The organism is Mesorhizobium sp., from assembly GCF_005063415.1.
Taxonomy (GTDB): Bacteria; Pseudomonadota; Alphaproteobacteria; order Rhizobiales; family Rhizobiaceae; genus Mesorhizobium.
The window spans coordinates 12,854-37,067 of sequence record NZ_SUEG01000023.1; the positions used below are offsets into that span (position 1 = coordinate 12,854).

Sequence of the window (24,214 nt, forward strand, 5' to 3'; positions counted from 1 at the left end):
TCTGAAGTGGTGAAGGCGACCCCGAGTTTAACTGCTCTCCTTGCGCAGGGTCGTCACGTTGAGGAAGACCTCACGGCTCGTCGGCTATTGTGCCGCTCGGACCCGGGCCGGAATGAAGCTGTTCTGCACCTCGCCCGCACAGTCCAGCACTGGGAACGGCCCGTAGCTTCTCGGTGATCGCAGGCAGGACCTCAAGCACGCGGTCTACGTCATCTTCGCCGTTGTCACGCGACAAGGAGAAGCGGACTGCCCCACATGCCGCGTTCATAGCGATCAGAACATGGCTCGGTTCCAGTGAGCCAGAGGCACAGGCGGACCCGGCGGAACAGGCGATTCCCAGCCGGCTCAGGACAATTGGAATTGCATCGCCTTCGATACCTTCGAATCCAATGTTTGCAGTGTTTGGCAATCGCTCTTGCGGATCGCCGTTGATGGATGTGTTTGGGATGCGCTGGATGATCCCGTTCTCAAGGCGGTCGCGCAACCATTTTATTCGTTTTGTCTCGTCCATGAATTTCAAGGCGAGTTCGGCCGCCATGCCCAGTCCGACTATGCCGGGTGTGTTTTCAGTGCCTGCACGCCGGTCGCGCTCTTGGTGCCCACCCTTGATCATGGAGGAGAAGCGCACGCCACGTCTTACATAAAGCGCGCCTATCCCCTTTGGACCATGCAGCTTGTGGGCGGAGAGCGACAGCATGTCGATCGCGGTCGATTTCAGCTCAATCGGAAGCCTTCCGACCGCCTGCACTGCATCAGTGTGGAAAAGCGCGCCGACTTCCCTGGCTAGATCGGCAAGCTTAACCACGGGAAAGATCGTACCGGTCTCATTGTTCGCCCACATTATCGAGACGATTGCCACTTGTGGGGTGAGGGCGGTTCTGTAGGCGTCCAGGTCGAGCCGGCCGTAGTGATCGACTGGGATAATGTGCACCTTGACGCCGCGCGTCTTCTCAAGGTGCGCGCACAACTTCAGAACGGCCGGATGTTCAACCGCGGAAGTCACTATTTCCGTTCGGTCGGGCATCACCTCCAGCGCCGAAAGGATGGCTGTACTGTCGCTTTCAGTCCCGCCCGAGGTGAAGATGATCTCGTCCTCGAATCCCGCGCCGATGAGGGCTTGCAACTGTTGCCTCGCCTTTCTCACGGCTTCAGCAACCGATGCGCCATAGGCGTGCATGGACGAATGATTGCCAAATTGCTCCGTAAAGAAAGGCAACATCGCTCCAACGACTGCAGGATCAACCCGCGTCGTTGCGTTGTTGTCGAGATAGACAGGGTTCATGGGAGGGATCCTTCAACTGCTGAAATGATTCAAGGGTAGTCGGGCCATTGAACCTCTGGCGCATATCGTATCTGGTAAGGTGGGCGGCCGGGCGAGCGATGGCTTGGCTGACCGGTCGCTGTCGACATTGCCCTTTGGTGGCGGCATCCGCCGGGAATTCAGCTGTTTCGGGCAATTTTGTTTGCTTGCCCACGGCAACGATCGATGATCGCGATTTGGTGCATCACCGAACGCAATTGTTCCGGGCCGACAGTGCGTGTCGGCCGGTTCCAGAGCGCCGGCGGTTACCGGTTCGACGCAGTATTCCTTGGCGTCGCTATAGTCGAACATAGCCTGTTCCCTCGCAATCATTTGCAGGACTTGCCGCAGCCGCACGTCTCACGCGCATTGGGGTTATCGAAAACAAAGCCGGATGTTTCGAGCCCAGTGACGAAGTCCACGGTCATGCCGGCGGCATGGGGTTGGGAGCCTCTATCCATGAACACCTTGAGCCCATCTCGCTCGATGATCGCATCGCCCTCACGTGAGACGCTCTCCAGGCCCATTGAGTATTGGAAGCCGGCGCAGCCGCCGGCATGGACCATGATGCGAAATCCTTCCGCCGGCTCGCTGGCGCGGTAAAGAGCGGCCTTGATGGCGGCAACAGCGTTGTCGGTGAGCGTAATCATGGCTCGATTTCTCCTCGGTCCGGCGTTTTCGCGGATCATCTCGCATGGACCGTGCCAAAGGGAAGACGTGTCAAAAACCGTAGGACATCCCGACGTCTCTTATGCTCGATTGCTGGGGAGACGTCCGACAACCGACACTTACTGTCGGGTTTGTCGCGTCCGCGTCACAGGAAGGGCGCCTGAGTTCGCGATGCACTCACGCGTAAAGCAATGAACAGAGCCAAAGATGTTCAGAGCTTGCCGCGGAGCAACTGGCACGATTTTTGTGAAGCCTTCGTTGCGGCGGCAAAATTGCCGGCCGATTCACCTTTGGGTTGCCCTCGCAATCGAAGAACGAAGGAAAGCAATATGATCCATCAGACCCGCCTTGGTGGGAAAGCAGCACCGCGGGTGGTACCCGAATGCTCGATCGGCCGATTGGCGCCGACCACCCAACAATCGCTCGCTACCGGCGATTGGCCGCTGACCGCCCGGAGACAGGATTCGACTGGCATGTGCCTGACGATCGATCGCGTCCGCCGTGCACATCCCTGAGGCCCGTTTTTCGATCGATCGTCAAAAGAAGAACGGGGCAGGGGTAAAAACATGGATCAGCGCAAGAAGCGGTCGCCCAACGAAATCCGGCGTGCGTGGGAAGTCTGTCCGAACATTCCCGCGCGTGATTTCGCCGCCCAATTGGCCATTTCGGAAGCGGAACTGGTCGCGGCCCATTGCGGTTTCGGCGCGGCACGCATCGACCCGCGCGTCAATCACCTTCTGACGGGCCTCGAATTCGTGGGCGAAGTGACGGCGCTGACCCGCAATCAAGGTGCCGTGCACGAAAAGATTGGCGTCTTCAACAGAGTGATAACCGGCAACAATCACGCCATGGTCCTTGGTGACGAATTCGACCTTCGCGTCTTCCCGCAGGCTTGGAGGTATGGTTTCGCTGTTGAAAGGCGCCATCGCGGCGGAATCCAGCGCAGTTTGCAATTCTTCGACGCCGCCGGCGCAGCAGTGCATAAGGTGCATCTCAGGCCGGTCTCCAACCTTCATGCCTATCGAAAGCTGGTGGCCGAGCTCGTATCCGCCAACCAGGAGCCGACCATGTCGCTTAAGGCGAGAGTAGCCGACCTGGGCGCGAGGACTGCGGACTGGGCCGGCACGGTGGACGACCTACGCGAGTACTGGAGCCGGCTGACTGACGTCAACCTTCTAAAGACGCTCAAGCTCAGCCGCTGCCAGGCTTTGCGCATGGTCGGCCAGGATTACGCTTGGCTGCTCGACAATGCCGCAGTTGGCGCCGTGCTCCAGCGTGCGGCCGAAGACGAATTGCCGATCATGTGCTTCGTCGGCAACCGAGGTTCTATCCAGACCCATTCCGGCTTAATCAAGTCGGTCAAGCAGATCGGGCCGTGCATCCATGTGCTGGACGAAACGTTCCGGCTGCATCTCAGGACCCACCAAATCCGTGAGGTTTGGGCCGTGCGCAAGCCGACCAATGACAGTCACGTCACCTCGCTCGAAGCATATGGGTCCGACGGCAAGATCATCATCCAGTTGTTCGGTGCGCGCAAGGAAGGCGAACGCGAGCGCGACGACTGGCGGGTTCTGGCGGAAAACCTGCCTCGTTTCCCCGACAGCTACATGAGAAAAGACCGATCGTCGTCGGTGGGACGCCGGCGCCCATCTGCCTCCGCAGCCAGTAGCCGGGCATTGAAGCCGAGACCGGGGACACGATGACGCAATAAGCGCGCTGTATTATCGCAACGCGATGAGCAGGAAGCAATTTGGCGCTGCCCCATCGACCGCATGGTTACGACGAAGCCGCGGCCTTTGGGCCGAGCTCAGAGGTGACAATAGCGTGAACGCCGCCGACCGTCACTCCCCACCAGGCGGTCAGGTTTTGCGGTTCGGGCCGAGCAAAAATACTGTCAAGACAGCGAGGAACGTGGCAACCGCGCTGTAGACAAAGACACTGGCAATACCCGTGTGATCCACCAATAGGCCACCGAAAGTTGTGCCGGCTGCGATGGCCACTTGGAAGGTTATGACCATCAGTACACCAGCGCTCTCGGCCTGTTTCGGAGCGGCGCGTAGCACCATCCATGTCTGCAATCCGACCGGGACCGCGCCAAAAGCAAAGCCCCATACGGCAACTGCAATTGCCGAGGTCAAGGCCGATGCTCCCATGGTCAGGAGCGAGACAGCGGCTACGGCAATGAGCAGGCGGCAGGGCCGCGACCGCCTTGAGACTGTGTTTGGTGAGGAATGCGCCGGCTAAATTGCCGAAGACGCCGGCCGTGCCAAAAGCAAGGAACACGAGCGGGATTGACTTCTTGTCGAGCGCAGGAACGCTCTCGAGAAAGGCGCGGATGTAGGCGAAGCTGGCAAAATGGCCGGAAGCGACCAATAGCACGACTAGCACCGCAACCTTCATCGCCGGATTCTTCGCGACATCCAGCGGACTGCGGAATCTGCGCACTTCGATCGGAGGCAGTGGCGGAATGGTTACGAGTTGCACGAGCAGCGCAACGGCACTCACGATTGCGGCGACCTTGAACGAGGCTCGCCATCCCCAAATGTCACCGACATAAGCGCCGATTGGAGCCGCGCAGACGGAGGCGACAGAAACGCCGGTGAGGATGATCGACATGGCGCGCGGCATGAGGTGACTTGGAACCAGCCGCATCGCCAACGCTGCCGAAATTGACCAAAAACCACCAAGCGATATGCCAAGGACGACGCGTGCCGCCAGCAAAACCGGCAGCGACCCCGCAACCTCCGCCAGAACGTTCGACAGGATCAGCAGGAGCGTCATCGCCCAGATGACGACCCTGCGGTCCAGACGCTTTGTCACGATGGCGATTATCGGTGCCGAGATCGCCGCGACGATTGCGGCCGCTGTTAGCGCCTGTCCAGCCGTGCCCGTGGTGATACGGAGATCATGCGCGAGCGGTGTCAGAACGCTGGCGGGCAGAAACTCTGCCGTCACAAGCCCGAAGGTGCCGAAGGAAAGCGAAATGATGGCACCCCATGCAGGGCCAGAACGTTGATAGGGACTTTCTGGGTCAAGCCGATCTCGGTCGAACAAAGCCGCGTCCACTAAATCTGTCGCCGATTCGGTCATGAATGAGTTCTCCGGCTAGGAGCTGTTGCAGCAGGGGTGGCTACATCGCCGGGGATCAAAGCCGCGAGACCTTCCGGCGGCGGCCAGTCGGCATCAGTCGAGGCCTCGGCGCCCGACGCATCCGAGGCCTCATCGGAGGGCCGACGGACCCAACCGTCGACAATGCGGGAGAGTTCTCGGCGCGGTCGCATCGATCGCATTCGTCGAAGTGCGGTCTGTTCACTGCGAACCAAGCAAGCCGAACGCGGTGTCCTCGATCGAGGCCTTGATGGGGGGATGATCGACGATCTCTATATTGGTTTGAAGCAGGAAGTTCCGTCGCCATATGTGGTTATCCTGGCAGCCAGAATTGAGCGGTTGTCGCAAGCACCAAGGCGGTCGCAATGAGTGCAACGAGGCGGAAGTCTGATCGATGGCTGCGGTTCGATGGCCGCGCGATCGACAAAATTGAGGTGATGAGTTATCCCTTTTGAAGCCGTTGCTCCCAATTCTGGGATAAGGTAATTGCAGGCGGTCCCAGCAACGTCGGGCGGCCTTTTTGGTGATCGAATTCATGGGACGACACTCTCGGTCCGTGACGCATCTGCGAATGACTGCGCAAGTTCCGTGCCATCAACGACAAATCTGGCTCTGCTGAGCGGGTGGTGGAGGCACGAGCGTGGGCTATCCCAAGAGCTTGCCGCAAGGTTGTTCGAAGTTGAGGTGCCGGATAGACCGCAAATATGTCGGGCGGCCTGGGGTTGGCCAACACGAAGATGCGCAAGTTCAAAAGGACGAGCTGAACCCTTGCCGATATCCGTCCGAGGCTGATCTGGAGAAGGTCAAGAACTGCGTCTTGAAGGCTTCCGCCGCACCGGCAAATGCGAAGCCAAGGTGCTGGGCAAGATGGACAGGGCCATCCAACCCGTCGACTGGACGCTCATTAATGGCGTCGGTGTGGCTCTGTAGCTGGCGAGAAAAACGCCCTGCTGAAAGACAAAAGCTCGTGTGGCCGGCTCTGAAGGACGGCCAATGAGGCAGGCGAGGAGAGGCTATAGTCCATTCGTCTAGACTGATCTTGTCCCACGGAGGCGGCTAACCACCCCGCCAGACATCAGCGAGGGGAGCGCCACTAGGCTCACCCCAAGTGTTGGTCGTTTCCACCTGGTGACCTCGGCCAAGACACCAAGCCGCTTAGCGCAAGCTTTCGAACTGGATGCTCCCCGGGCACATGATCGGCTAGCGATCCCACCAGTTGAGTTGCTCCAAGTCGGTGTCTAGCTTTCTACATTCTGTGTCCGACGCTGGACAAGAATGTTGCAATCCCGACCAGTAAGTCAGCACAGGCGCCACCTGTTGCCCAGCAAAACGGCAAGGATTATCGAAAGACGAATTCGGCACGGAGCTTGCACCAACGATTGCATGCAAATGCCGACAGCATCTCATGAACGGTCTCTCGATTCTGGCGCGGTTAAATCGCGGCCGGTTCCAGATCATGTCCCGCCCGAAATGGTGAGGGACTTCAACCTGTTTACGTCGCCCGGCATGTTGCCGACGGCTAACGGGGATCCGCATGCAGCGGTTGCTTGCGTTCATGCCGGGCCTCCGATCTTTTATTCAACCAGCAACACGCGCGACGGTCGGGGTACCTGGGTCATCACTCGCGCGAGCGACCAGCGCCGGGTGCTGCAGGACACCGAAACGTTTTCCAGCCATCGCAGCATCTTCGCCTCTGTGCTCGGCGAGAGCTGGCCGATGATCCCGCTTGAGCTCGATCCGCCATTCCACGGTGTTTTTCGCTCACTGCTCAATCCGCTGCTTTCGCCAAAGCGGGTAATGGCATTGGAGCCGGCTGTCCGGGAACGAGCGATCAAGCTGATCGACAGGATCGCCGCATCAGGCACGAGCTGCGACATCATGAAGGATTTTGCAGTTCCGTTCGCGGTCAATATCTTCCTTCGCTTTATTGGGCTTTCGGACGACGGACTAGAAACATTTGTCGGCTGGGCTAGAGATCTGCTCCACGGCGATAAGGAGCAACGACCACCCGCAGCCCGGGCGATCGTGGCCTTCATCGACGAACTTGCCACCGAGCGCCGCAAGGAGCCGGTCGATGATTTCATGACCTTCATCGTGAAGGCAAAGGTCGAGGGTCGTCTGCTCAGTGACGAAGAAGTCCGTGGCATCGGCGTGCTTGTGTTCGTCGCGGGACTCGACACGGTCTCAGCAGCCATATGCTTCGACTTGGCCCATCTCGCGCGCAACCCCAAAGATCAGGAATTGCTACGAAGCGAACCTGACCGGATTGCCGTCGCTGCGGAAGAATTGCTGCGCGCCTATTCGACCATTCAGATGATCCGAGTGGCAACGAAGGATGTCGACTTCAAAGGCGCGCCGATCCGCAAGGGAGATTATGTTTCCTGTGCCACGATGATTGCCAATCGTGACCCGGCGGAATTCGAATGCCCGAATGAGATCGATCTGGCGCGCGAGGACAACCGGCACGCTGCCTTTGGCTATGGTCCCCATCGTTGTCTTGGCTCACACCTTGCCCGGCGGGAGATTGTCATTGGCCTGGAGGAGTGGCTGGCGCGCATCCCAGCCTTTCGGATCAAGACAGGGACTGAACCTATCACCTTCGGCGGCCATGTGTTCGGGATCGAGAATCTGATCCTGGACTGGTCCTGAAGTTTCAGCCAACGACATTGGAGTTCGCAATGCGTGTCGTCGTACATAAAGCCAGATGCCAGGGTCATGCGCGCTGCTGGGCGCGGGCGCCGAGAGTCTTCAAGCTTGATGACGCCGGCTACATCTTGCCCGGTGATATTGATGTTGCCGATGGGGAGCAACTGCTTGCCTCAAAAGGGGTACGAGCCTGCCCCGAACAAGCTCTGGAAGTTGACGAGCCCCCCGCTAACTCAGTTGTAGAGAGAGACACACGCAAAGTGCAGACTGGCATCGGGAAGGACAAAACAATCATACAATTCGCGATAGACCCTGTCGACCACGCGAAAATTACCGAACTGCGTGACCGAGAGGCGATCCGCAACTGCCTGTATCGGTACTGCCGCGGGATAGACCGCGCCGATGAGGCGGCGCTGCGTAGCGCATACTGGCCCGAAGCGTATGACAGGCATGGTCCCTATTGCGGACCGGCAGAGGACTTCATCCAATTTGCTCTCGGTCTGCCGGGGCACCGTAACATCCATCAAATCACGAACAGCCTGATCGACTTCATCAGTTCAGCAGAGGCCGCGGTCGAGAGCTATTTCACCGCGCTGCAACGCGGACCGGATACAGACCAAGAAATACGTCAGACGCTGCTTTGCGGCCGTTACTGCGATCTGTTTCAGAAGAGGCAGGACGAGTGGCGAATTGCGGAACGGACAGTCGTCTACGATTGGGTTGAGGAGCAAATCCCGCCAGCGATTCTTGAGGCAGATAGGTTCGGCCGGCGACAGCCGATTGGAGCACCACATCCAGACGATCCCATCTACCAGTTGCTCAAGGGTCACATCCCCACCGACCAAGATGGCGTCGAGGGTCCCCAACTGGGAGCTGCATAAGTGGGTAGAAATGGAGGATGAGCGCCCTACGGGAACGACATCTGTGTGGGGCCGCAACTGGCGGTCACTGCAACGATTTGGCTCGGCCCTTCATTCCGCCCAAGGTTGATGGGCTGAGATCACAAGCGGTCATCGTGGAGAAGCTCTCGTGAAACTGGCAGCACGCACCGTAATCATCACAGGCGCTGCGGGCGGGATCGGCCGTGCCCTGGTCGATATCCTTGCCGCGGACGGAGACACTGTAGTTGCGGTGGACCTTCCGGGCAGTGGTGTGGTTGAACTGGCTCGGGATCTCGGGTCGCCGCACGTCGGTCTGGAGTGCGATGTGTCGCGAGAGAAGGACATGCTCTCACTTTTCGGCCAGGTCGAAGCACGCTTCGCGCAAATCGATGTCCTCATCAACAATGCGGCGGTTGGACCCACGATGGATAGGATCATCGACACCGCTGTCGATACCTTCCGACGCGGCGTGACAGTGAACCTTATTGGGCCATTCGTTATGGCCAGGGAAGCGGCGCGGCGCATGAAGCCGGGCGGTGCGATCGTCAATGTGGCTTCGATGGCGGGCGTGGTCGGCAATCCCAGGCGCAACGCCTACGCAGCCTCGAAAGCTGGCGTGATCTCGTTGACAAAGTCCCTTGCATGCGAGTGGGCTATGCGAGGAATCCGCGTCACGGCGGTGGCGCCGGGCTCCGTCCGCACCCCAATGGTCACAGAACTGGCACGCGCTGGCAAAATGGACCTCGCGGCGATACGCCGCCGCGTGCCGATGGGGCGCTTGGCTCGCCCCGACGAGATCGCCAGGGTCGTGCGTTTTCTGAGCAGCACGCAGGCGCGCTACATCACCGGCTCGGTGCTGGCAGTCGACGGAGGCTGGATGTCATTCAACCAGCCGGGGGATGCTCACCCGCCGGTGGATGGTGCGCTTCAAGCCGAGCTCTCCTGTCCGGCCGAATGCACAGATGCGCGAATCGTGCTCGTCACCGGTGGCGCAAAAAGCATTGGCGCGGCCGTCGCTCGCCGCTTTGCCGCGAACGGCGACACCGTCGTGATTGCTGATAAAGATGGCACTGCAGCGGCAGAGCTGGCTACATCGCTCCCCGGCAAGCATCTGGCGAAATCGCTGGACGTGGCCGTCGAGAGCGATGTGGTGTCGATGTTCGAAGAACTGAGGGGACGCTTCGGGTATATCGATGTTCTGGTCAATAGTGCTGATACCGCCGACAGGATTGTGCCTGCGATCGAGCAACTGTCGAAACAGCTCGAACACGTCCTGGATGTCAACCTTACCGGCGCCTTCACCTGCGCGCGCGAAGCGATCAAGGCTATGCGCCCGGGCGGCGTGATCCTCAATCTCGGGTCGATCGACAGCTTTCTGCCGTTCGCGCCGCGCCATGCCTACGGCGCCTCCAAGGCGGGGATGGATATGCTGACCCGTTGCATGGCGGCCGAACTCGGGCCGGTCGGAATTCGGACAGCCACCGTCGCTCCTGGCCACATCCGCACGCCCGCACTTGCTCAGTTGGCCAAAGCCGGCCGCATCGACCTGACAGCAATCGGACGACGCATCCCCATGGGCAGGATGGGACGGCCAGAAGACGTCGCAGATGCATCGTTCTTCCTTGCTTCGTCTGACGCCTCATACATCAACGGCTCGATCCTCTACGTGGACGGCGGCTGGACCTCGTTCGGTGATGCGGGAAACGCCAGCGAGCTCTATGACGAATGTTTTGCGGAGGCCGCAGGTTAATTGCCAGGCCTTCGCAGGGCGACCGGCCGAGCATTATGAAGCCTCGGCTCCACGACGCACCTGAGGTGCTTGAGATCCAAGCATGCGCATGCCGAGCACATTCCCGGTCGGCTGACGTGTCTATAACGAGGAGAAATCATGGAATTTGCCACTTTCATTCTGGCCGCCCAGCGTGGCTATCACCAATCCTCAGAAAGCGTCATCCGCAACTCCATCGAACAGGCCGTCGCTTCGGAGCAGGCTGGGTTCAACACCGCGTGGTTTGCTGAGCACCACTTCAACAATTACAGCCTCATACCATCCCCGCTGATGATGGTGGCGCACTGCGCCGGCTTGACAAGCACGATTCGCCTGGGCACTGCCGTCTGCGTGCTGCCGCTTTACCAACCGCAGCGCCTGCTGTCCGAGATCGGCTTCGCCGACATCGTTGCGAACGGCCGTCTCGAGCTCGGCGTAGGCTTGGGATACCAGCAGTTCGAGTTCGAACGGTTCGGCGTGGACATCGATGAGGCGCCGGCCGTCTTTTCGGAATACCTGGACATCATTCTCAAGGGCCTCAACCAAAACGTCTTCGAACACGACGGCCAGTATGAGAAGATCCCCCCAACAGCGATTTCGGTCCGCACAGTCCAGCAGCCGACGCCGCCTATCTGGATCGCTGGCGGAGCCGCACGGATGGCTCGGGCCTACCGCGAGGGGCACAATTTTTTTGTCACAGCCTTCCACGACGGCTTAGAGACTTTGACCACACTGCGTGAATCAGTCGAGAGGGCGGCGGCATCCGAGGAAAAGAACGTCACCGACGTCAAGATATCGCTGCTGCGCTGCTGCTATGCCAGCCACGACGAGTTGGAGATCAACAGCTATCTCGACAATGCCCGCTTCCAGCGCCGGCTTTCTGAAGCCCTGCATCAGCGCCGCCAACAGAGCCACGATGGCTACCTGCTGCAGGAGACACCGACCCAGCAGGATCTGTCCTTCGAGACCATGCGCAAAAATTTGCCGATTGGCAGCGTAAATCGCGTGATTGATCGCCTGCTGGAAGAGATCGATATCTTGAAACCGGACCAGATCGCAGTTCAGACTCAATTGGGCGACTTCGACCAAAAGACGATGCTGCGCCAGATCGAGCTCTGGGGCGACAAGATCATCCCTGCGGTCAACAAGGCGCTTTGTCATGCCGGAAGCTGAAGCCGGCCGTTACGATGATGGCTGCCTATCCAGCGCGCAATGGCGTGGGTCCGAGCTAGGGAGGAGCTTCGATCAGCATGTGCTGCCCTGCGTACATTCACGTTCGCTTGAGGAGGTCCAGGCGGGCGAGGTGTTGGCGACGGAGGGGACAGGCCTTTCGTCTGTCGAATTGCGTGATGTCTTGGCCGCAACTTTCCCGTCTACCTCCAGCAGCGTATTCGCTTTGGAGGAGTTGAGCGAGCCCGAGCCGGAACTGGAAGAGGAACTGCTACGCCGGCTGCTGCTAGCGCATGCTGCGCCGGCCGACCCGGCGAGCGCCCGCTTGGCCAAGATCATCGCCCGGCGTGCGATGCGCATGGACCATCTTTGGCGGGATCTTGGCCTCTCAAATCGCGCTGAGCTCAGCCGCCTGCTTGCCAGACATTTTCCCGCGCTGGCGGCAGGCAACACAGAAAACATGAAATGGAAAAAGTACTTTTACCGCAAGCTGTGTGAGGCCGAAGGCTTTTCGTCATGCACAGCACCCAGTTGCGGGGAATGCCATGACTTCGAAAGCTGCTTCGGCCCGGAGGAAGTTGAGAGTCGCCTCTCGCCGACCACGAATGTCGGTTAGTCACTTCGCTTGATCGCAGCTGCGGACAAACGCTTATCGCGGCGCCGTCGTATGGAGGAAGGGATGTTCATCGCCTCGCGATATTTGGTGACGGTACGGCGAGCGACATCGATGCCGGTCTCCTTGAGTTGAGCAACGATGTCTTCGTCGGAATGTACCTTGTCGAGCGATTCTTCGGCTATGATTGCCTTGATCCGATGGCGGACAGCTTTGGCGGAGTGCGCATCGCCGCCCTCGCAGGATGCGATTGGCGCAGCGAAAAAATACTTCAGCTCGAACACCCCGCGCGGAGTTAACATGTACCTGTTCGAAGCTACCCGGCTTACCGTCGACTGGTGCATGCCGATCTCGTCAGCGACATTTTTGAGACAGAGAGGCCGCAGATGGGCGGCGCCGTGTGTAAAAAAGGCATCCTGCTGGCGCACGATTTCGGTCGCAACCTTAAGGATCGTCTTAGCGCGCTGCTTGAGACTGCTGATCAGCCAGTTCCCTTTTTCCTGGCAATGGTCGAGAAACGCTTTGCCTTCCGGATTTTGCTTGGTCAGCTGCGAGATTTCGGCGACATAGGTGTGGTTGATCAACACTTTGGGCAGCGTGGCCGGATCTAGCTCCACCCGCCATCCACCTTCGGACTTGGGCATTACCCAGACGTCCGGTACGATGGTTTCCGGCGTCCCGGACTGGAACCGGTCTCCAGGCTTGGGATCGAGCGCGCGGATTTCGTTCCTCATGTCGAGGAGATCCTCCTCGTCGACTCCGCAACGCTGCTTCAATCCCTGAAAATCCCCCCGTGCAAGCATCTCGAGATTGGCGACCAAAGCTGCCATAGCCGGGTCGAACCGGTCTTGCTGGCGCAGCTGAATCTCCAGGCATTCGCTGAGAGTTCGCGCAAAAATGCCCGGCGGATCAAATTGCTGCAAGATTCCGATGACCCGTTCCACATCAGCTTGCCGAACGTTTAACCTCCTGGCCAGATCGAAAAGGTTTACCTGAAGATAGCCAGTGTCCTCCAGATGGGCGGCGAGCTGTCCGGCAATCAGCCGCTCCTGGGGGGTGAACGGGGTGAGGGCGACCTGGCGGGCGACATGGTCGTGCAATGTTTCGGTGTGGGCGGTAAACTCCTCGACGGCAGGTCGATCGTTGCCGCTACTGCGTTGCGACTTCCATTGCCCGCGCCCGCCAGACGGCCCGCCAATGGGCGATTCGCCGATTTCGCTTCTGCTTTGACTGCTCCGCTGATCCTCCCCTGGCAGCGGCGAAACGTCGTCAAACGGGTCAGGCTTCAAAACGGGGTTCTTCTCGAGTGCCTGCTCCACGAGCTGATGGAGTTCAGTATGCGTCAATCGCAGCAAGCGAATAGCTTCAATGGCTTGAGGCGATAAGACCATACGTTGCTTCTGGCGTTGAAGCAGGCTTGCTGAGAGATGCATGTTGAACCGGTAATCTGCCGAGGAGGCTCTAGTGTGTGCTGGGGTTGTGTGAGACTTTCCACTTCTGGGTCATGCCGCCGCCTTCAGTTTGTCGAGAACGTTTTGCGGGGATGAAACGCCATAGGGGTCCGTCTCGCAGTTGTCACAGAAGCCTTCCTCCTCGAACCACTGCTCCACCACGCCATCGTCGATCAGAGCGGCGTATCGCCAGGAGCGCATTCCAAAGCCCAGATTGTCCTTCGCGACCAGCATGCCCATCTTGCGCGTGAACTCGCCCGACCCGTCTGGGATCAGCTCGATCTTCTGCAGCCCCAAGGACTTTCCCCACGCATTCATGACGAAAGCATCGTTGACTGAGACGCAGTAGATCGCGTCAATTCGCAGTTCCAGAAATTGATCATAGAGTTTTTCGAAATCGGGCAGTTGGAAGGTCGAGCAGGTCGGGGTGAAGGCGCCAGGCAGCGAGAACAGGATGACGCGCTTGCCCCCGAAATAATCGTCGGAGGTCTTGTTCTCCCACCGATAAGGATTTGGCCCCCCGATCGACTCATCGCGAACACGCGTGCGAAAGGTCACGAGAGGAACGTTCTTTCTATAGGTCATTGATTTGCTCTCAGGCCAAAGTGGTACGGTGCATTTTTCGGTTAAACTGAAGCGGCATCGACTTCGGTCGACAGTTCCGGCAGCCTCGCGCCTTGGCGTGGTTGCCTCGGACCGGTCTTGTGCAAGACCGCCCCCGAGCAGGCACGTTTAACGGCGACGAGCTTCCGCGGAGACGGGGAATTTTGCTCGCGTGCTTTATCGAGCTTTGAGAGGTAGGCATGGTTTGCAACCGTGATTTTGACTGCGTTCTATCGACCGAGTCGCAAGCGCCATGCCAATTGACCCGATGCCTTGGGTTCACTTCGGTTTTTGCAGCAACTTTCGTGTTGTGCAGTAATGCCGGTCGATATTATTGCTCAAGCAGCACTGGAAATTGGGTGCGACTCCGTTCGGCAAACCCGGCCTTTGTCCGAAGCCGGACACGAATGTCGGAAATTAGCCAAACGCCAGGACCTGGGGCGGGTTAAGAAACGTTGCCGTGGGCACCGGCTTCAGCACAATTGCGCCACGCGAGCATGGCTCCCAGCGTCAATGCCGTGCAGCAGCGAGACGAAAGTCACTGCAGAATATCAACCTCTGCGAAGTCGTTGAGACCCAGCATGTGCGAGCCGTTCGAGGCGCAGATCAAGGCATGCTCGAGGAAGAGCTCGTGCTCTCGGCAGCAAGTGTTGCGACGTCTGACAAGGATAGTCGCGCTTCAAGGAAAAGAACCTGAATGGTGCACGGCTTGTGAAGGCCGGCGCATGGAAATGGCTGGGCTGATCATCCTCCATGAGGGTTGAATGAAGAGCTGGCCCCTATCTCCCTCAGCTGCAACGGGGGGAAATAGGGCATGTCCGTCTATCGCGCTGGGTAACATTCCTCGGTGAGGCGATAAGGGGGAGCAATTTCTCATTTCGGCAGACACGACCCAGCTCTCCTTTCATGCGCTGATTCCCCCAAGGGAAATCGCGACTCCAGGCTTCCTATGCAGCGAATCGCGGTGCTGTCCGATGTCCGACAATGTCGGATGCGGATCGTAGCTGGGCTAGATCCGTCACTTTGCCTCGATGGTTTCCCACTGGCCTGATATCTGCTTCGCCCCAAATGCGGCGACATAACCTGTGCGGCATCTGTGAATGGATCGACTTCAATCGAGACCTCGGAGGTCCCGATGCGCGAAGGGAGCTTGCCGATATGACGGCCACCATAGCGAACCACGGTCCGGACGACGAGGGGACTTGGATCGGCGGGCCTGCGGCGCTGGGACACCACCGCCTGGCAATCATCGATATCCAGGGCGGCCGTCAGCCGAGGATGCTCCAGGAGGATGGCCGACCTGACTTGTTGCTCGTCTACACGGGTGAGACTTACAACTACCGCGAGCTGCGTCAACAGCTGGCCGGCCTAGTCCATCGCATGAACACGAGCAGTGACACCGAGGTGGTGCTGCACCGCCCCCGCGAGTGGGGCTCTTCGGCGGGTACACTTTTTTCACGAAATCCGTGAATGTTTCTCGCGACATCATCCCGCAATCGGTGGTGCAGCGGGTGAAGAGCCCGTATCCGGCTATCCAGAATGCCGCCTACGACAAAATACTACGTAGCGGTTCACTGTGATGCTGGACGACCTAGTGCCGGCAGCGGCACCGCTGTTGTCCGTCGACAGGTCCCGCGCTTGCTCGGTGCGACCAACAACCTTAAGCGCTAGGGCGTAACCTGACCCTGCAAGATCTCCTCACCGACTATAAGGTGCGCCTCACGATCTGAGACGATGGGACAGGATGGCTAAGGAGGTGCGCCGTCTTGCATGCCCCGCCAGCGAGGCGAACCCTCTTGGCTACGCGCGCCACCAGCGACGCTCCATATCGTCAGGCCTGCGTCTCATGCTCAGATGAGCCGGTATTTGGCTCTCTCATCAGCAAACCGAGAGAGCCCATGCCAAGACGGAAGCAAGCAAGACGAACGAGCGTCAGAGATATCCTGCGCCTGACCCATAAACAGGGCAGTCCGGTGGGCCAGGTGGCAGAGCAACTGAGGTTCGGCAAGACTTCGGCTTCCACCTATCTGCGGGCGCTGGAGACGGGCTGTCGTGCAGGCCCTGCATGCGGCTTTGAGGACGATGCGATGTTGAAACACCGTCTGTTGCGCCGAATCGGCCGTCGGCCAAACGTTGGGTCGTCATCAGGTTCTCGACAGCTTCCCGGTGTCAAATCCAAACCGTGGTCGGCGATCCCCACCAGGGTGGGAAGGCAGCGCTGATATAGCCGAACGTCGATCAAGTCACGATCAACGATTGCCTCATGTCACATGCCCTGCGGGACTGAAAAACGGAGAAGAACATGTGCGATGCAAAACTGAAGACCGTGCTTTCGCTTTTTTCGCCGGTGGCCAGCAAATTAGATGCTCTCTCGTCCAACGGACCAGCGACGGATGCAAATTGCGTTAAGCTAAATACGAACGAGAACCCGTTTCCGTTGCCGAAGAGCGTAATGCAAAGTGCAATTGCTGCGATCGAACACCAGTATCTTTATCCGGAAGACGACAATCTCAGCTTAAGGGTAGCTGCCTCTGATGCTTACGGATTTTCCAAAGATCAGGTGATTGCCGGCAACGGTTCGTCGGAGCTGCTCGGACTCATCTACAGAGCTTTCCTCGCCCCAGGAGATAGAGTGGCAATGCTGTCGCCCGGATTTTCGTTCAACCGTAAACTTGCCATGTTGCAGGGTGCCGAGTTTCTCGAAATCGCATCGAGCGAAGCTCATCCCCTGCCGATAGAAAAACTGCTGTCCGGCCCCGCAAAAGACGCGAAGTTCATTCTGTTGGCTAATCCGAACAATCCGACCGGAACATTCGTGCCGGTGGCCGAAATCGAACGCCTTGTGGAGCAAGCAGATCGCTTGATCGTCTTGGATGAGGCCTACGTTGACTTCGCACCCGACCATGCCCTGCGCCTCGTCAATAGACATCCGAATCTTTTGATCTTGAGGACTTTTTCAAAGAGCTATGCTGCCGCTGGCGTGCGAGTCGGCTTCGGTTTCGGTCACCCAGAAATCATTGGCAGGCTGCGCAACATCCAGAATGTCTTCAACATGAACGTGATCGGGCAGGCGGTCGGGAAAAGCATTCTTGCGCATCGCCACGCCTACGAAGAGAACCACAGGCACATCAAGCATGAACGACAGCGAGTGACCCTGGCGCTGTTGCAACTTGGCTTTTCCGTAACACCCTCCCACGCAAACTTTTTGCTGGCCCGTGTGCCGGCGGGACAGGAGGGCTCATGCTGGCAAGCCGCGTTGAAAGAGCAGGCGATCCTCATCGCCAGCTTTCCTGACGTAGATTTGAAGAACTGTATTCGCGTCAGCATTGGCACCACAGAGCAGATGGACAAATTCCTTGCTGCCGCCAAACGCGTCTGTATGAGCTTTAAGAAGAATCGCGGTGTGCACAAGCATTAAGTCAATTCACATTAAGCGCCAAGTAATAGGTGCTGATATGTCGCCAGCTATGATGATTAGCGAATAAATAATAGGTAATTTGGAGAACAATTAATTGAAGAACATTTCCGCTTCGGGCCTGACCTTCGGCATTTTCGATCATCTGGACGAAAACGGCGATGACATCGCACAACAATATGCAGATCGGCTGAGCCTAGCAGAAGCGTGCGATGGCTATGGCTTTTATGCGTATCATCTCGCCGAGCACCACTGTACGCCGCATGGCAGAGGTCCATCACCGAATTTGTTCTTAGCGAGCGTCGCCCAGCGAACCCGCAGTCTTCGTGTTGGTCCCATGGTAATGCTACTTGCGCTCTATCATCCGCTGCGTGCCTTCGAGGAGATCTGCATGCTTGATCAGTTGAGCGGCGGCAGGCTTGAACTCGGCATAGGGCGCGGCTCTGCTCCCACTGAATTGGGATACTTCGGGGTTGCTGTAGAAGCAGCACCAGAACAGTATGCGGAGGCCAGTGAGATTCTCATCAATGCGATGAAAGGCGGGACGCTTTCTTATCAGGGCCGCCACTTTGAGTTGAAAGATGTTCCGCTGACGTTGAGACCTCACCAATATCCCCATCCGCCGACATGGATCGCCACCAATCGACCCGAGCCGGCTAGCTGGGCCGCTGCGAATGGGGCAAACATCGCCTGCGTCGGACCTTCCACTTTTGTTCGCAGCGTTACCGACGCGTTCCGCGCCGCCCGAATTCACGATGCTGACATTGGCCAGCAAGCGCCATTTCTTGGATTGCTCCGAATGGTGGTGATAGGGCGTTCTGAAACAGATGCGTATTTGCTCGCAGCACCTGCCTATGAACGATGGCTCAATAGCTTCAAATTTCTATACGAACTAAATGCCATTTCCACTCCACCAAACTTGCCTTTGAACTTCGATGCAGCAATTGAAAGTGAATTGTGCGTCGTGGGAACGGCAGATTCTGTCCGAAAAGCTCTCCTTGATCAGCTGGAAGAGGCAGGTGCTAATTATCTTCTGTGTCAACTGGCATTTGGGGATTTGCCGCTGGATGCCTCACTATACACCGCATCGGCCATTCGATCCGAAATCATGGCTCGAGTTGCCGCATCGTGAATCCGTCGTGTGATTGGAGGAGCAGCGGCAGCGCTGCTCCTCATTGCGAAACGGTTGTGGGGGCCGGACTCCTGTCAGGTGTAAACCATTGGAGCACGTCCTATCTGATCCAGGTCATATCCTGCGGCTTTGAAGTAGTTGGCACATTCGGCTGGGGTGAAGAGGTCGACGACCGCGCCGAGGCCTTGCCCCTCTGATCTAATCCGGTTTGAAGTTCGTTCTGGCCCATCCAGAGGATCAGGACATGAAACGCAGCCGCTTCTCTGAAGAGCAGATCATCGGAATTTTGAAGAAACACGAGGCCGGGGTATCGGTTGGCGATCTGTGCCGCAAGCACGGGGTCAGCGACGCCTCGATCTACAACTGGAAGGCCCGCTTCGGCGGGATGGATGTCACCGAGGCTCGGCGACCTGAAGGGCTGGAGGACGAGAACACGCGCCTGAAGCGGCTTCTGGCCGACGCCATGCTCGACAATGCCGCGTTGAAGGACCTTGTGGGAAAGAAATGGTGACGCCCGCCGCCAAGCGGAAAGCTGTCGCTCGCCTGAAGGAAGGCTTCGGGATGAGCGAACGGCGGGCGTGTAAAGCCATCGGCTGTTGCCGCATGACGGTTCGCTACCAGACCAGCAGGCCGGACGACCGGGAGGTTCGCGAGCGGATGAAGGCGATCGCGCAGGAGCGTCGCCGGTTCGGCTACCGGCGTCTTCTCGTGATGCTGAGGCGGGAGGGCCTGGTCGTGAACCACAAGAAGCTGTTCCGGCTCTATCGGGAGGAGAAGCTCGCCGTTCGCCGCCGTGGCGGCCGCAAGCGGGCGATCGGGACCAGGGCGCCGATGCTGGTGCCGCTGAGGCCCGACGAGCGCTGGTCGCTCGACTTCGTATCGGACCAGCTCACCGACGGGCGCCGCTTCCGCATCCTGGCCGTCGTCGACGACTGCACGAGACAGTGCCTGGCACTCATCGTTGATACGTCTCTCTCGGGCATGCGGGTTGCCCGCGAATTGGACCGGCTCATCACCAGCGCGGCCGGCCCAGGATGATCGTCAGCGACAATGGCAGCGAGTTCACCTCGAACGCCATCCTCTCCTGGGCGGATCAGAACCGCGTCGAATGGCATTACATTGCGCCCGGCAAGCCGATGCAGAATGGCTTCATCGAGAGCTTCAACGGCCGACTGCGCGATGAACTGCTCAACGAGACGCTGTTCACCTCGCTGGCTCAGGCGCGCGTAGCCATCGCCCTGTGGCACGCCGACTACAACACCGCGCGGCCGCACTCCCAAATCGCCTGGCAGACCCCGGCCAAGTTCGCCAGCACCTTCAATCCGCGACGGTCGCTCGCGCTGCGCTATGCCAAAGGCTCCGCGCCAGCGCCCGTCGCTTCACCCGCCCAGCAGGGCACAACCCACGCCGGAAACGAACTCAAAACTGCTGGGGCAAACGTCAGTCCCATAGAGCCTTGATGGTTATCTCGGCCTTTGCTCGCAGCAGCGCCTTAGGTTGGGCGAAGGCGTTCTCAATCGGATTGAAGTCGGGACTGTAGGGCGGCAGGTAGAGCAGGCTCGCCTGCGGCCTCAATCGCGCCGCGCAGGGTTCTCCAGGCGGATGTCGCCAATGTCAAATTTGCTGGCATCCATGTCGCCCTCGCTTTCTGGTTCGAGATCGGAAAATCGCCGAATAATCAGCACATCAACCTGCGCCTGAAGGAGCTCACTGCCACTTTCGGCTGGCGGGGTGTGCCGCCCCACAAATAGAATATCAATTGTCGTGCCAACCGCACAAGCGAAGGCCAGAAAGCCAACATGTGTTCTGCGGCTTAATTGAGAGTCAGCCGATGTCGGCCGAACATCACCTTGTCTCGAAGTCGACGATCCGACAGCAGGTTGCGAAAGTTGGCGCGATGCGAAACAAACTGCTGAAGCGCTCAACTTTTATTGATCACGCGTGTTGGACGCGACGCACTCCCGTTCCAATCGGGCTGAGCGCAAATTCTCCCGGTTCACAAAACTGAGTCGCTGGAGTAGTGGGGGCGCAGAGAAATCTCCGGTCGCAGCCTTACCCGGTCAAAACAAGGATACCAATGATGAAGACTCTCGCCGTCTGCTCTGGCGGATTGGACTCCGTTTCCCTTGCTCACATGGTGGCAGCGGAGCACGAACTCACCGGCCTTCTATCTTTCGACTATGGCCAACGGCACAGGAAGGAATTGGGCTTCGCCGCTCTTTGCGCGCAGCGACTGAAGGTCCCGCACCAGATCATCGACATCGGCGAAATTGGCCGTGGCCTTTCCGGCTCAGCGCTGACTAGCAGTATCGACGTGCCGGACGGCCACTACGCCGAAGACACGATGAAGATTACGGTGGTGCCGAACCGCAATGCCATCATGTTGGCAATCGCCTTCGGTCTCGCCGCCGCCCACAGCGCCGAAGCGGTGGCGGCGGCCGTGCATGGTGGGGACCATTTCATCTATCCCGATTGCCGTCCGGCCTTCATTGAAGCTTTCCAGACAATGCAAGACCGCGCGCTCGACGGCTATGCGCAGATACGCCTCTATGCACCGTATGTGAATCTCGGAAAAGCTGACATTGTTGCGGATGGCGCAAGATACGGCACCCCGTTTGCTGAGACCTGGTCCTGTTACAAGGGCGGCGTGCGTCACTGCGGACGATGCGGGACCTGCGTCGAGCGGCGCGAAGCGTTCCATCTCGCCGGGCACGCTGATCCCACCGACTACGAGGACGCCGATTTCTGGCTTGAGGCGCTGCGCAGGAGGCGCGCGTAATGTTCCACATCAGCAAGGAATTCCACTTCTCGGCCTCGCATCAGCTCACCTCCTTGCCTCCCAACCATCAATGCGCGCGCCTGCACGGGCATAACTATGTCGTCGTAGTGGAGCTGTCGGCCAAGGAACTGGACGCCCACGGCTTCGTGCGCGACTATCACGATCTGGCGCCGCTCAAACGCTACATTGACGAGAGCTTCGACCATCGGCACCTCAACGACGTGCTGGGACATGAGAAGGTCACGGCGGAATGCCTGGCCAGACATTTCTATGAATGGTGCAAGGCACGTCTGCCGCAGACCGCGGCCGTGCGCGTTAGCGAAACACCGAAAACTTGGGCGGAATACCGTCCGTGACCGACATGCATCCCGCAATCCGTGTGAGCGAGATATTCGGGCCGACTATCCAGGGCGAGGGCGTGCTCATCGGCTTGCCGACGGTGTTCATCAGAACCGGCGGATGTGATTATCGCTGTTCATGGTGCGACAGCCTTCACGCGGTGGACAATCAGTATCGCCATGAATGGCTACCGATGCCGATCGATGCCGTGTGGCAAACCGTCCATGCGCTTTCCGGCGGCAGGCCGGTTATGGTCTCCTTGTCAGGCGGCAACCCGGCCATTCAGCCGTTCGGTCCCCTCATAGAACGAGGCCATCGCGAGGGCTATCGTTTTGCACTGGAAACGCAGGGTTCCGTGGTGAGGGAGTGGTTTGCGGATCTTGACGTGCTGACCCTTAGCCCAAAGCCGCCATCCAGCGAGATGACGACCCGTTGGGCTGCGTTTGATGCATGCCTCGAAGCGGCGCAAGAGAAGCCGCAAATCGTGCTCAAGCTCGTCGTTTTCGACGAGAGTGACTATGCCTACGCCAAAGAAGTCGCGGCGAGATATCCGCACCTTCCGATCTATCTGCAACCCGGCAATCACACGCCGCCGCGCCCTGGCAGTGAAGACGCCTCTGTCGACTTGGACGGAATAATGATGCGAATGGAATGGCTTGTCGAAAGGGTGACTAGCGACAGGTGGTTCGAAGCCCGCGTGTTGCCGCAGCTGCACGTTCTGCTTTGGGGTAACAAGAGGGCGGTCTAGTCTGCGGTTTGCGTCGCACCGGAAGGCCGGGCTCCGACGGCTTGGCAGGCTCTCTTCGCGTGCCGAGTACAGCCGAGCTTTGTTCGCGTCAGCGGTCTCGCGATTGTGCGGCTGGAAACCGCCCGGACACCCCGCTGCCGGCGTGTGTCACCTTGACTCCGATGAGCTGTCGTCACGCAAAGTTGAAATCCGCAAGAACTGGCCTTCTCGCCCCACCTGCTCCGTCGCAAGCACGTCATCCCCTCATCCTTGTCCAGCTCTTATCGATGTATCTCATTGTCCGGCCTGACGCACGACTGTCAGCATGGGAATGCATCCATTGCGCAAATGCCTTCCATAAAGAAGATCGATTTCCTCATTGGCCCAACGTGAAATATAGCAACGTTTTCGTGGCGTGGGTCGGCTGCGTCGGGAGTAGCGATGAAAACGTATTGGGGTCGCCTGCGTCTCCTTGGGCAGCGAGTGTAAAGTATAGCGATGCGGCCTCCGGCGCGAACGGCAGCCGCGCAGTGATCACCTTCGCCTGTGCCTTTGCGGCGGGGGTCAAGCGCTGGTCTGCTCAAATTTTTTATCGTTTAGCTGGTTGAAACTGCCCCCGTTGCGGGCTGCAGAAGCCGGCCAGCCGAGAAACGGCAGCCGCACTTATGAAAGCACGCCAAGGCATGCGGGCATCTATCAGTTGCAAAGGACAATACTGGCCGCGCCGATTGGCCATCACGCGTCCATTAGGGCAGCCACCAACATCAGTTCGCAAGAGGAGCAAAAGTAATATGTATCGTCGTCACCTGATCAAAGGGTTGGTTGCGCTCGGCGCATGCCGGATTTGCGTTCAAGCCGCCCAAGCGACCAGTGCCCATTGGGGGTACACCGGTCCGGTCGGACCGGAGCACTGGGCTGATCTGGATAAGGAAAATTTCGTATGCTCTGCCGGCACGCAGCAATCGCCGATCAATATCAACAGCGCGGTCAAGGCGGATATCCCGCATATCGCCATCGGCTGGCACAAGGGCGGCGGCAATATGGTGAACAACGGCCACACCATTCAAATCAATATGCCACAAGGCAGCACGCTGACCCGCGGCGATCGTGTCTACGAACTGGTACAGTTCCATTTCCATGCGCCAAGCGAACATCACGTGGCGGGCAAGAGCTTCCCGATGGAGGTGCATTTCGTTCACAAGGACACGCAAAGTGGTACTCTGGGCGTGCTGGGCGTCTTTTTAACGCCCGGCGCGACAAATGCCAGCTTTGCTGCCCTTGCTGCGGCCTTTCCCGAACTGCCGAATGGGGAGGTGACGATCGACGAGGTGAATCCCAACTGGCTTCTGCCAGCCTCGCTTGGCTATTGGACTTATGAGGGCTCACTGACGACGCCGCCGTGCACCGAAAACGTCGAGTGGATGGTGGCGATGGAACCGGTTGACGTTGATCCGGCAGACATCCAGCGATTTGCCTCACTCTACCCGTCGAACGCGCGCCCTATTCATTCACCCAATCGACGCTTCATCCTGCGCCAGAGTTGAGCGCCGCCCCAGCGGTTCCGCACGGTCCAACATTCTTGGCGCAACTTGGCGCGAAGCCTCCTCTTCCGG

General features: G+C 58.7%; 18 protein-coding genes and 5 pseudogenes. 15 read left to right on the forward strand and 8 right to left on the reverse strand.

Annotated features, from left to right (window positions below; translation table 11 throughout):
- Window positions 1–70: 70 nt before the first annotated feature.
- The 3 genes from nifS to E5W70_RS09065 are packed head-to-tail and all read right to left on the reverse strand — an operon-like array spanning window position 71 to window position 1,950.
- Entirely contained in the window at window positions 71–1,282 is a 1,212-nt protein-coding gene (gene nifS / locus E5W70_RS09055; protein WP_063169388.1) for a cysteine desulfurase NifS, read from the reverse strand.
- Window positions 1,283–1,294: 12 nt separating this feature from the next.
- Complete coding sequence (locus E5W70_RS09060) at window positions 1,295–1,612, reverse strand: hypothetical protein (RefSeq protein ID WP_128234971.1); 318 nt, start codon at window positions 1,610–1,612, stop codon at window positions 1,295–1,297.
- A 17-nt stretch (window positions 1,613–1,629) separates the two neighbouring features.
- Complete coding sequence (locus E5W70_RS09065; RefSeq protein WP_029356570.1) at window positions 1,630–1,950, reverse strand: iron-sulfur cluster assembly accessory protein; 321 nt, start codon at window positions 1,948–1,950, stop codon at window positions 1,630–1,632.
- Window positions 1,951–2,535: 585 nt separating this feature from the next.
- On the opposite strand from E5W70_RS09065, the pseudogene E5W70_RS09070 reads away from it, so the two are divergent.
- Window positions 2,536–3,567, forward strand: a pseudogene (locus tag E5W70_RS09070) (ChuX/HutX family heme-like substrate-binding protein); the annotation flags it as partial.
- 261 nt (window positions 3,568–3,828) lie between these two features.
- Here E5W70_RS09070 and E5W70_RS09075 read toward each other — a convergent pair.
- A pseudogene (locus E5W70_RS09075) lies at window positions 3,829–5,059 on the reverse strand (MFS transporter).
- A gap of 1,488 nt (window positions 5,060–6,547) precedes the next feature.
- Between E5W70_RS09075 and E5W70_RS09080 the strand changes: the two are divergent.
- The 6 genes and pseudogenes from E5W70_RS09080 to E5W70_RS09105 all read left to right on the forward strand — a co-directional run bounded on the left by E5W70_RS09080 (window position 6,548) and on the right by E5W70_RS09105 (window position 12,158).
- Window positions 6,548–7,726: a cytochrome P450 gene (locus E5W70_RS09080; protein WP_024505246.1), complete on the forward strand. Its 1,179-nt coding sequence runs from the start codon at window positions 6,548–6,550 to the stop codon at window positions 7,724–7,726.
- Between the two features lie 29 nt (window positions 7,727–7,755).
- A pseudogene (locus tag E5W70_RS09085) lies at window positions 7,756–7,878 on the forward strand (ferredoxin); the annotation flags it as partial.
- A gap of 150 nt (window positions 7,879–8,028) precedes the next feature.
- A complete protein-coding gene (locus E5W70_RS09090) occupies window positions 8,029–8,604 on the forward strand; it encodes a nuclear transport factor 2 family protein (protein WP_292656710.1) in 576 nt (191 codons plus the stop codon).
- Between the two features lie 148 nt (window positions 8,605–8,752).
- Complete coding sequence (locus tag E5W70_RS09095) at window positions 8,753–10,354, forward strand: SDR family oxidoreductase (RefSeq protein WP_063169384.1); 1,602 nt, start codon at window positions 8,753–8,755, stop codon at window positions 10,352–10,354.
- A gap of 138 nt (window positions 10,355–10,492) precedes the next feature.
- Window positions 10,493–11,545, forward strand: coding sequence for an LLM class flavin-dependent oxidoreductase (locus E5W70_RS09100; RefSeq protein ID WP_024505249.1), 1,053 nt, complete (start codon window positions 10,493–10,495; stop codon window positions 11,543–11,545).
- The gene (locus tag E5W70_RS09105) at window positions 11,532–12,158 is read left to right on the forward strand and encodes a nitrogen fixation protein NifQ (RefSeq protein ID WP_063169382.1); all 627 of its coding nucleotides are present in this window, start codon (window positions 11,532–11,534) and stop codon (window positions 12,156–12,158) included. Before E5W70_RS09100 ends, E5W70_RS09105 begins: the two co-directional genes overlap by 14 nt.
- On the opposite strand, the gene rpoN is transcribed toward E5W70_RS09105, so the two are convergent.
- Window positions 12,155–13,588: an RNA polymerase factor sigma-54 gene (gene rpoN / locus E5W70_RS09110; RefSeq protein ID WP_292656693.1), complete on the reverse strand. Its 1,434-nt coding sequence runs from the start codon at window positions 13,586–13,588 to the stop codon at window positions 12,155–12,157. The genes E5W70_RS09105 and rpoN overlap by 4 nt on opposite strands.
- Window positions 13,589–13,657: 69 nt before the next feature.
- Window positions 13,658–14,191 (reverse strand): peroxiredoxin, encoded by a 534-nt coding sequence (locus E5W70_RS09115; protein WP_126104981.1) that lies wholly within the window; start codon window positions 14,189–14,191, stop codon window positions 13,658–13,660.
- Between the two features lie 1,176 nt (window positions 14,192–15,367).
- Between E5W70_RS09115 and E5W70_RS09120 the strand changes: the two genes are divergently transcribed.
- From E5W70_RS09120 to E5W70_RS09135, 4 genes and pseudogenes are all read left to right on the forward strand, one after another.
- On the forward strand, window positions 15,368–15,679 hold the full coding sequence (locus E5W70_RS09120) for a hypothetical protein (protein WP_292656695.1): 312 nt from the start codon (window positions 15,368–15,370) through the stop codon (window positions 15,677–15,679).
- 832 nt (window positions 15,680–16,511) lie between these two features.
- A complete protein-coding gene (gene hisC, locus E5W70_RS09125; protein ID WP_292656698.1) occupies window positions 16,512–17,627 on the forward strand; it encodes a histidinol-phosphate transaminase in 1,116 nt (371 codons plus the stop codon).
- A gap of 94 nt (window positions 17,628–17,721) precedes the next feature.
- Window positions 17,722–18,756, forward strand: coding sequence for an LLM class flavin-dependent oxidoreductase (locus tag E5W70_RS09130; RefSeq protein WP_292656700.1), 1,035 nt, complete (start codon window positions 17,722–17,724; stop codon window positions 18,754–18,756).
- Between the two features lie 244 nt (window positions 18,757–19,000).
- Window positions 19,001–20,216: pseudogene (locus E5W70_RS09135) on the forward strand (IS3 family transposase).
- Here E5W70_RS09135 and E5W70_RS09140 read toward each other — a convergent pair.
- Window positions 20,203–20,344, reverse strand: a pseudogene (locus tag E5W70_RS09140) (transposase); the annotation flags it as partial. The pseudogenes E5W70_RS09135 and E5W70_RS09140 sit on opposite strands and share 14 nt — an antisense overlap.
- A complete protein-coding gene (locus tag E5W70_RS09145; RefSeq protein WP_275954942.1) occupies window positions 20,328–20,681 on the reverse strand; it encodes a hypothetical protein in 354 nt (117 codons plus the stop codon). The pseudogene E5W70_RS09140 and the gene E5W70_RS09145, both read right to left, overlap by 17 nt.
- A 155-nt stretch (window positions 20,682–20,836) precedes the next feature.
- Between E5W70_RS09145 and queC the strand changes: the two genes are divergently transcribed.
- From queC to E5W70_RS09165, 4 genes are all read left to right on the forward strand, one after another.
- Window positions 20,837–21,535, forward strand: coding sequence for a 7-cyano-7-deazaguanine synthase QueC (queC, locus tag E5W70_RS09150; protein WP_063170389.1), 699 nt, complete (start codon window positions 20,837–20,839; stop codon window positions 21,533–21,535).
- Complete coding sequence (gene queD, locus E5W70_RS09155; RefSeq protein ID WP_063169374.1) at window positions 21,535–21,891, forward strand: 6-carboxytetrahydropterin synthase QueD; 357 nt, start codon at window positions 21,535–21,537, stop codon at window positions 21,889–21,891. Before queC ends, queD begins: the two co-directional genes overlap by 1 nt.
- Before the next feature lie 5 nt (window positions 21,892–21,896).
- Window positions 21,897–22,622, forward strand: coding sequence for a 7-carboxy-7-deazaguanine synthase QueE (queE, locus tag E5W70_RS09160; RefSeq protein ID WP_164752747.1), 726 nt, complete (start codon window positions 21,897–21,899; stop codon window positions 22,620–22,622).
- A gap of 770 nt (window positions 22,623–23,392) precedes the next feature.
- Window positions 23,393–24,145 (forward strand): carbonic anhydrase, encoded by a 753-nt coding sequence (locus tag E5W70_RS09165; protein ID WP_063169372.1) that lies wholly within the window; start codon window positions 23,393–23,395, stop codon window positions 24,143–24,145.
- Window positions 24,146–24,214 lie beyond the last annotated feature (69 nt).

Bases quoted from the DNA above. Each gene is read 5' to 3' on its own strand.
- nifS (WP_063169388.1), bottom strand. From the start codon at position 1,282: ATGAACCCTGTCTATCTCGACAACAACGCAACGACGCGGGTTGATCCT.
- E5W70_RS09060 (WP_128234971.1), bottom strand. From the start codon at position 1,612: ATGTTCGACTATAGCGACGCCAAGGAATACTGCGTCGAACCGGTAACC.
- E5W70_RS09065 (WP_029356570.1), bottom strand. From the start codon at position 1,950: ATGATTACGCTCACCGACAACGCTGTTGCCGCCATCAAGGCCGCTCTT.
- E5W70_RS09080 (WP_024505246.1), top strand. From the start codon at position 6,548: ATGGTGAGGGACTTCAACCTGTTTACGTCGCCCGGCATGTTGCCGACG.
- E5W70_RS09100 (WP_024505249.1), top strand. From the start codon at position 10,493: ATGGAATTTGCCACTTTCATTCTGGCCGCCCAGCGTGGCTATCACCAA.
- E5W70_RS09105 (WP_063169382.1), top strand. From the start codon at position 11,532: ATGCCGGAAGCTGAAGCCGGCCGTTACGATGATGGCTGCCTATCCAGC.
- rpoN (WP_292656693.1), bottom strand. From the start codon at position 13,588: ATGCATCTCTCAGCAAGCCTGCTTCAACGCCAGAAGCAACGTATGGTC.
- E5W70_RS09115 (WP_126104981.1), bottom strand. From the start codon at position 14,191: ATGACCTATAGAAAGAACGTTCCTCTCGTGACCTTTCGCACGCGTGTT.
- E5W70_RS09120 (WP_292656695.1), top strand. From the start codon at position 15,368: ATGACGGCCACCATAGCGAACCACGGTCCGGACGACGAGGGGACTTGG.
- hisC (WP_292656698.1), top strand. From the start codon at position 16,512: ATGTGCGATGCAAAACTGAAGACCGTGCTTTCGCTTTTTTCGCCGGTG.
- queC (WP_063170389.1), top strand. From the start codon at position 20,837: ATGAAGACTCTCGCCGTCTGCTCTGGCGGATTGGACTCCGTTTCCCTT.
- queD (WP_063169374.1), top strand. From the start codon at position 21,535: ATGTTCCACATCAGCAAGGAATTCCACTTCTCGGCCTCGCATCAGCTC.
- queE (WP_164752747.1), top strand. From the start codon at position 21,897: ATGCATCCCGCAATCCGTGTGAGCGAGATATTCGGGCCGACTATCCAG.
- E5W70_RS09165 (WP_063169372.1), top strand. From the start codon at position 23,393: ATGTATCGTCGTCACCTGATCAAAGGGTTGGTTGCGCTCGGCGCATGC.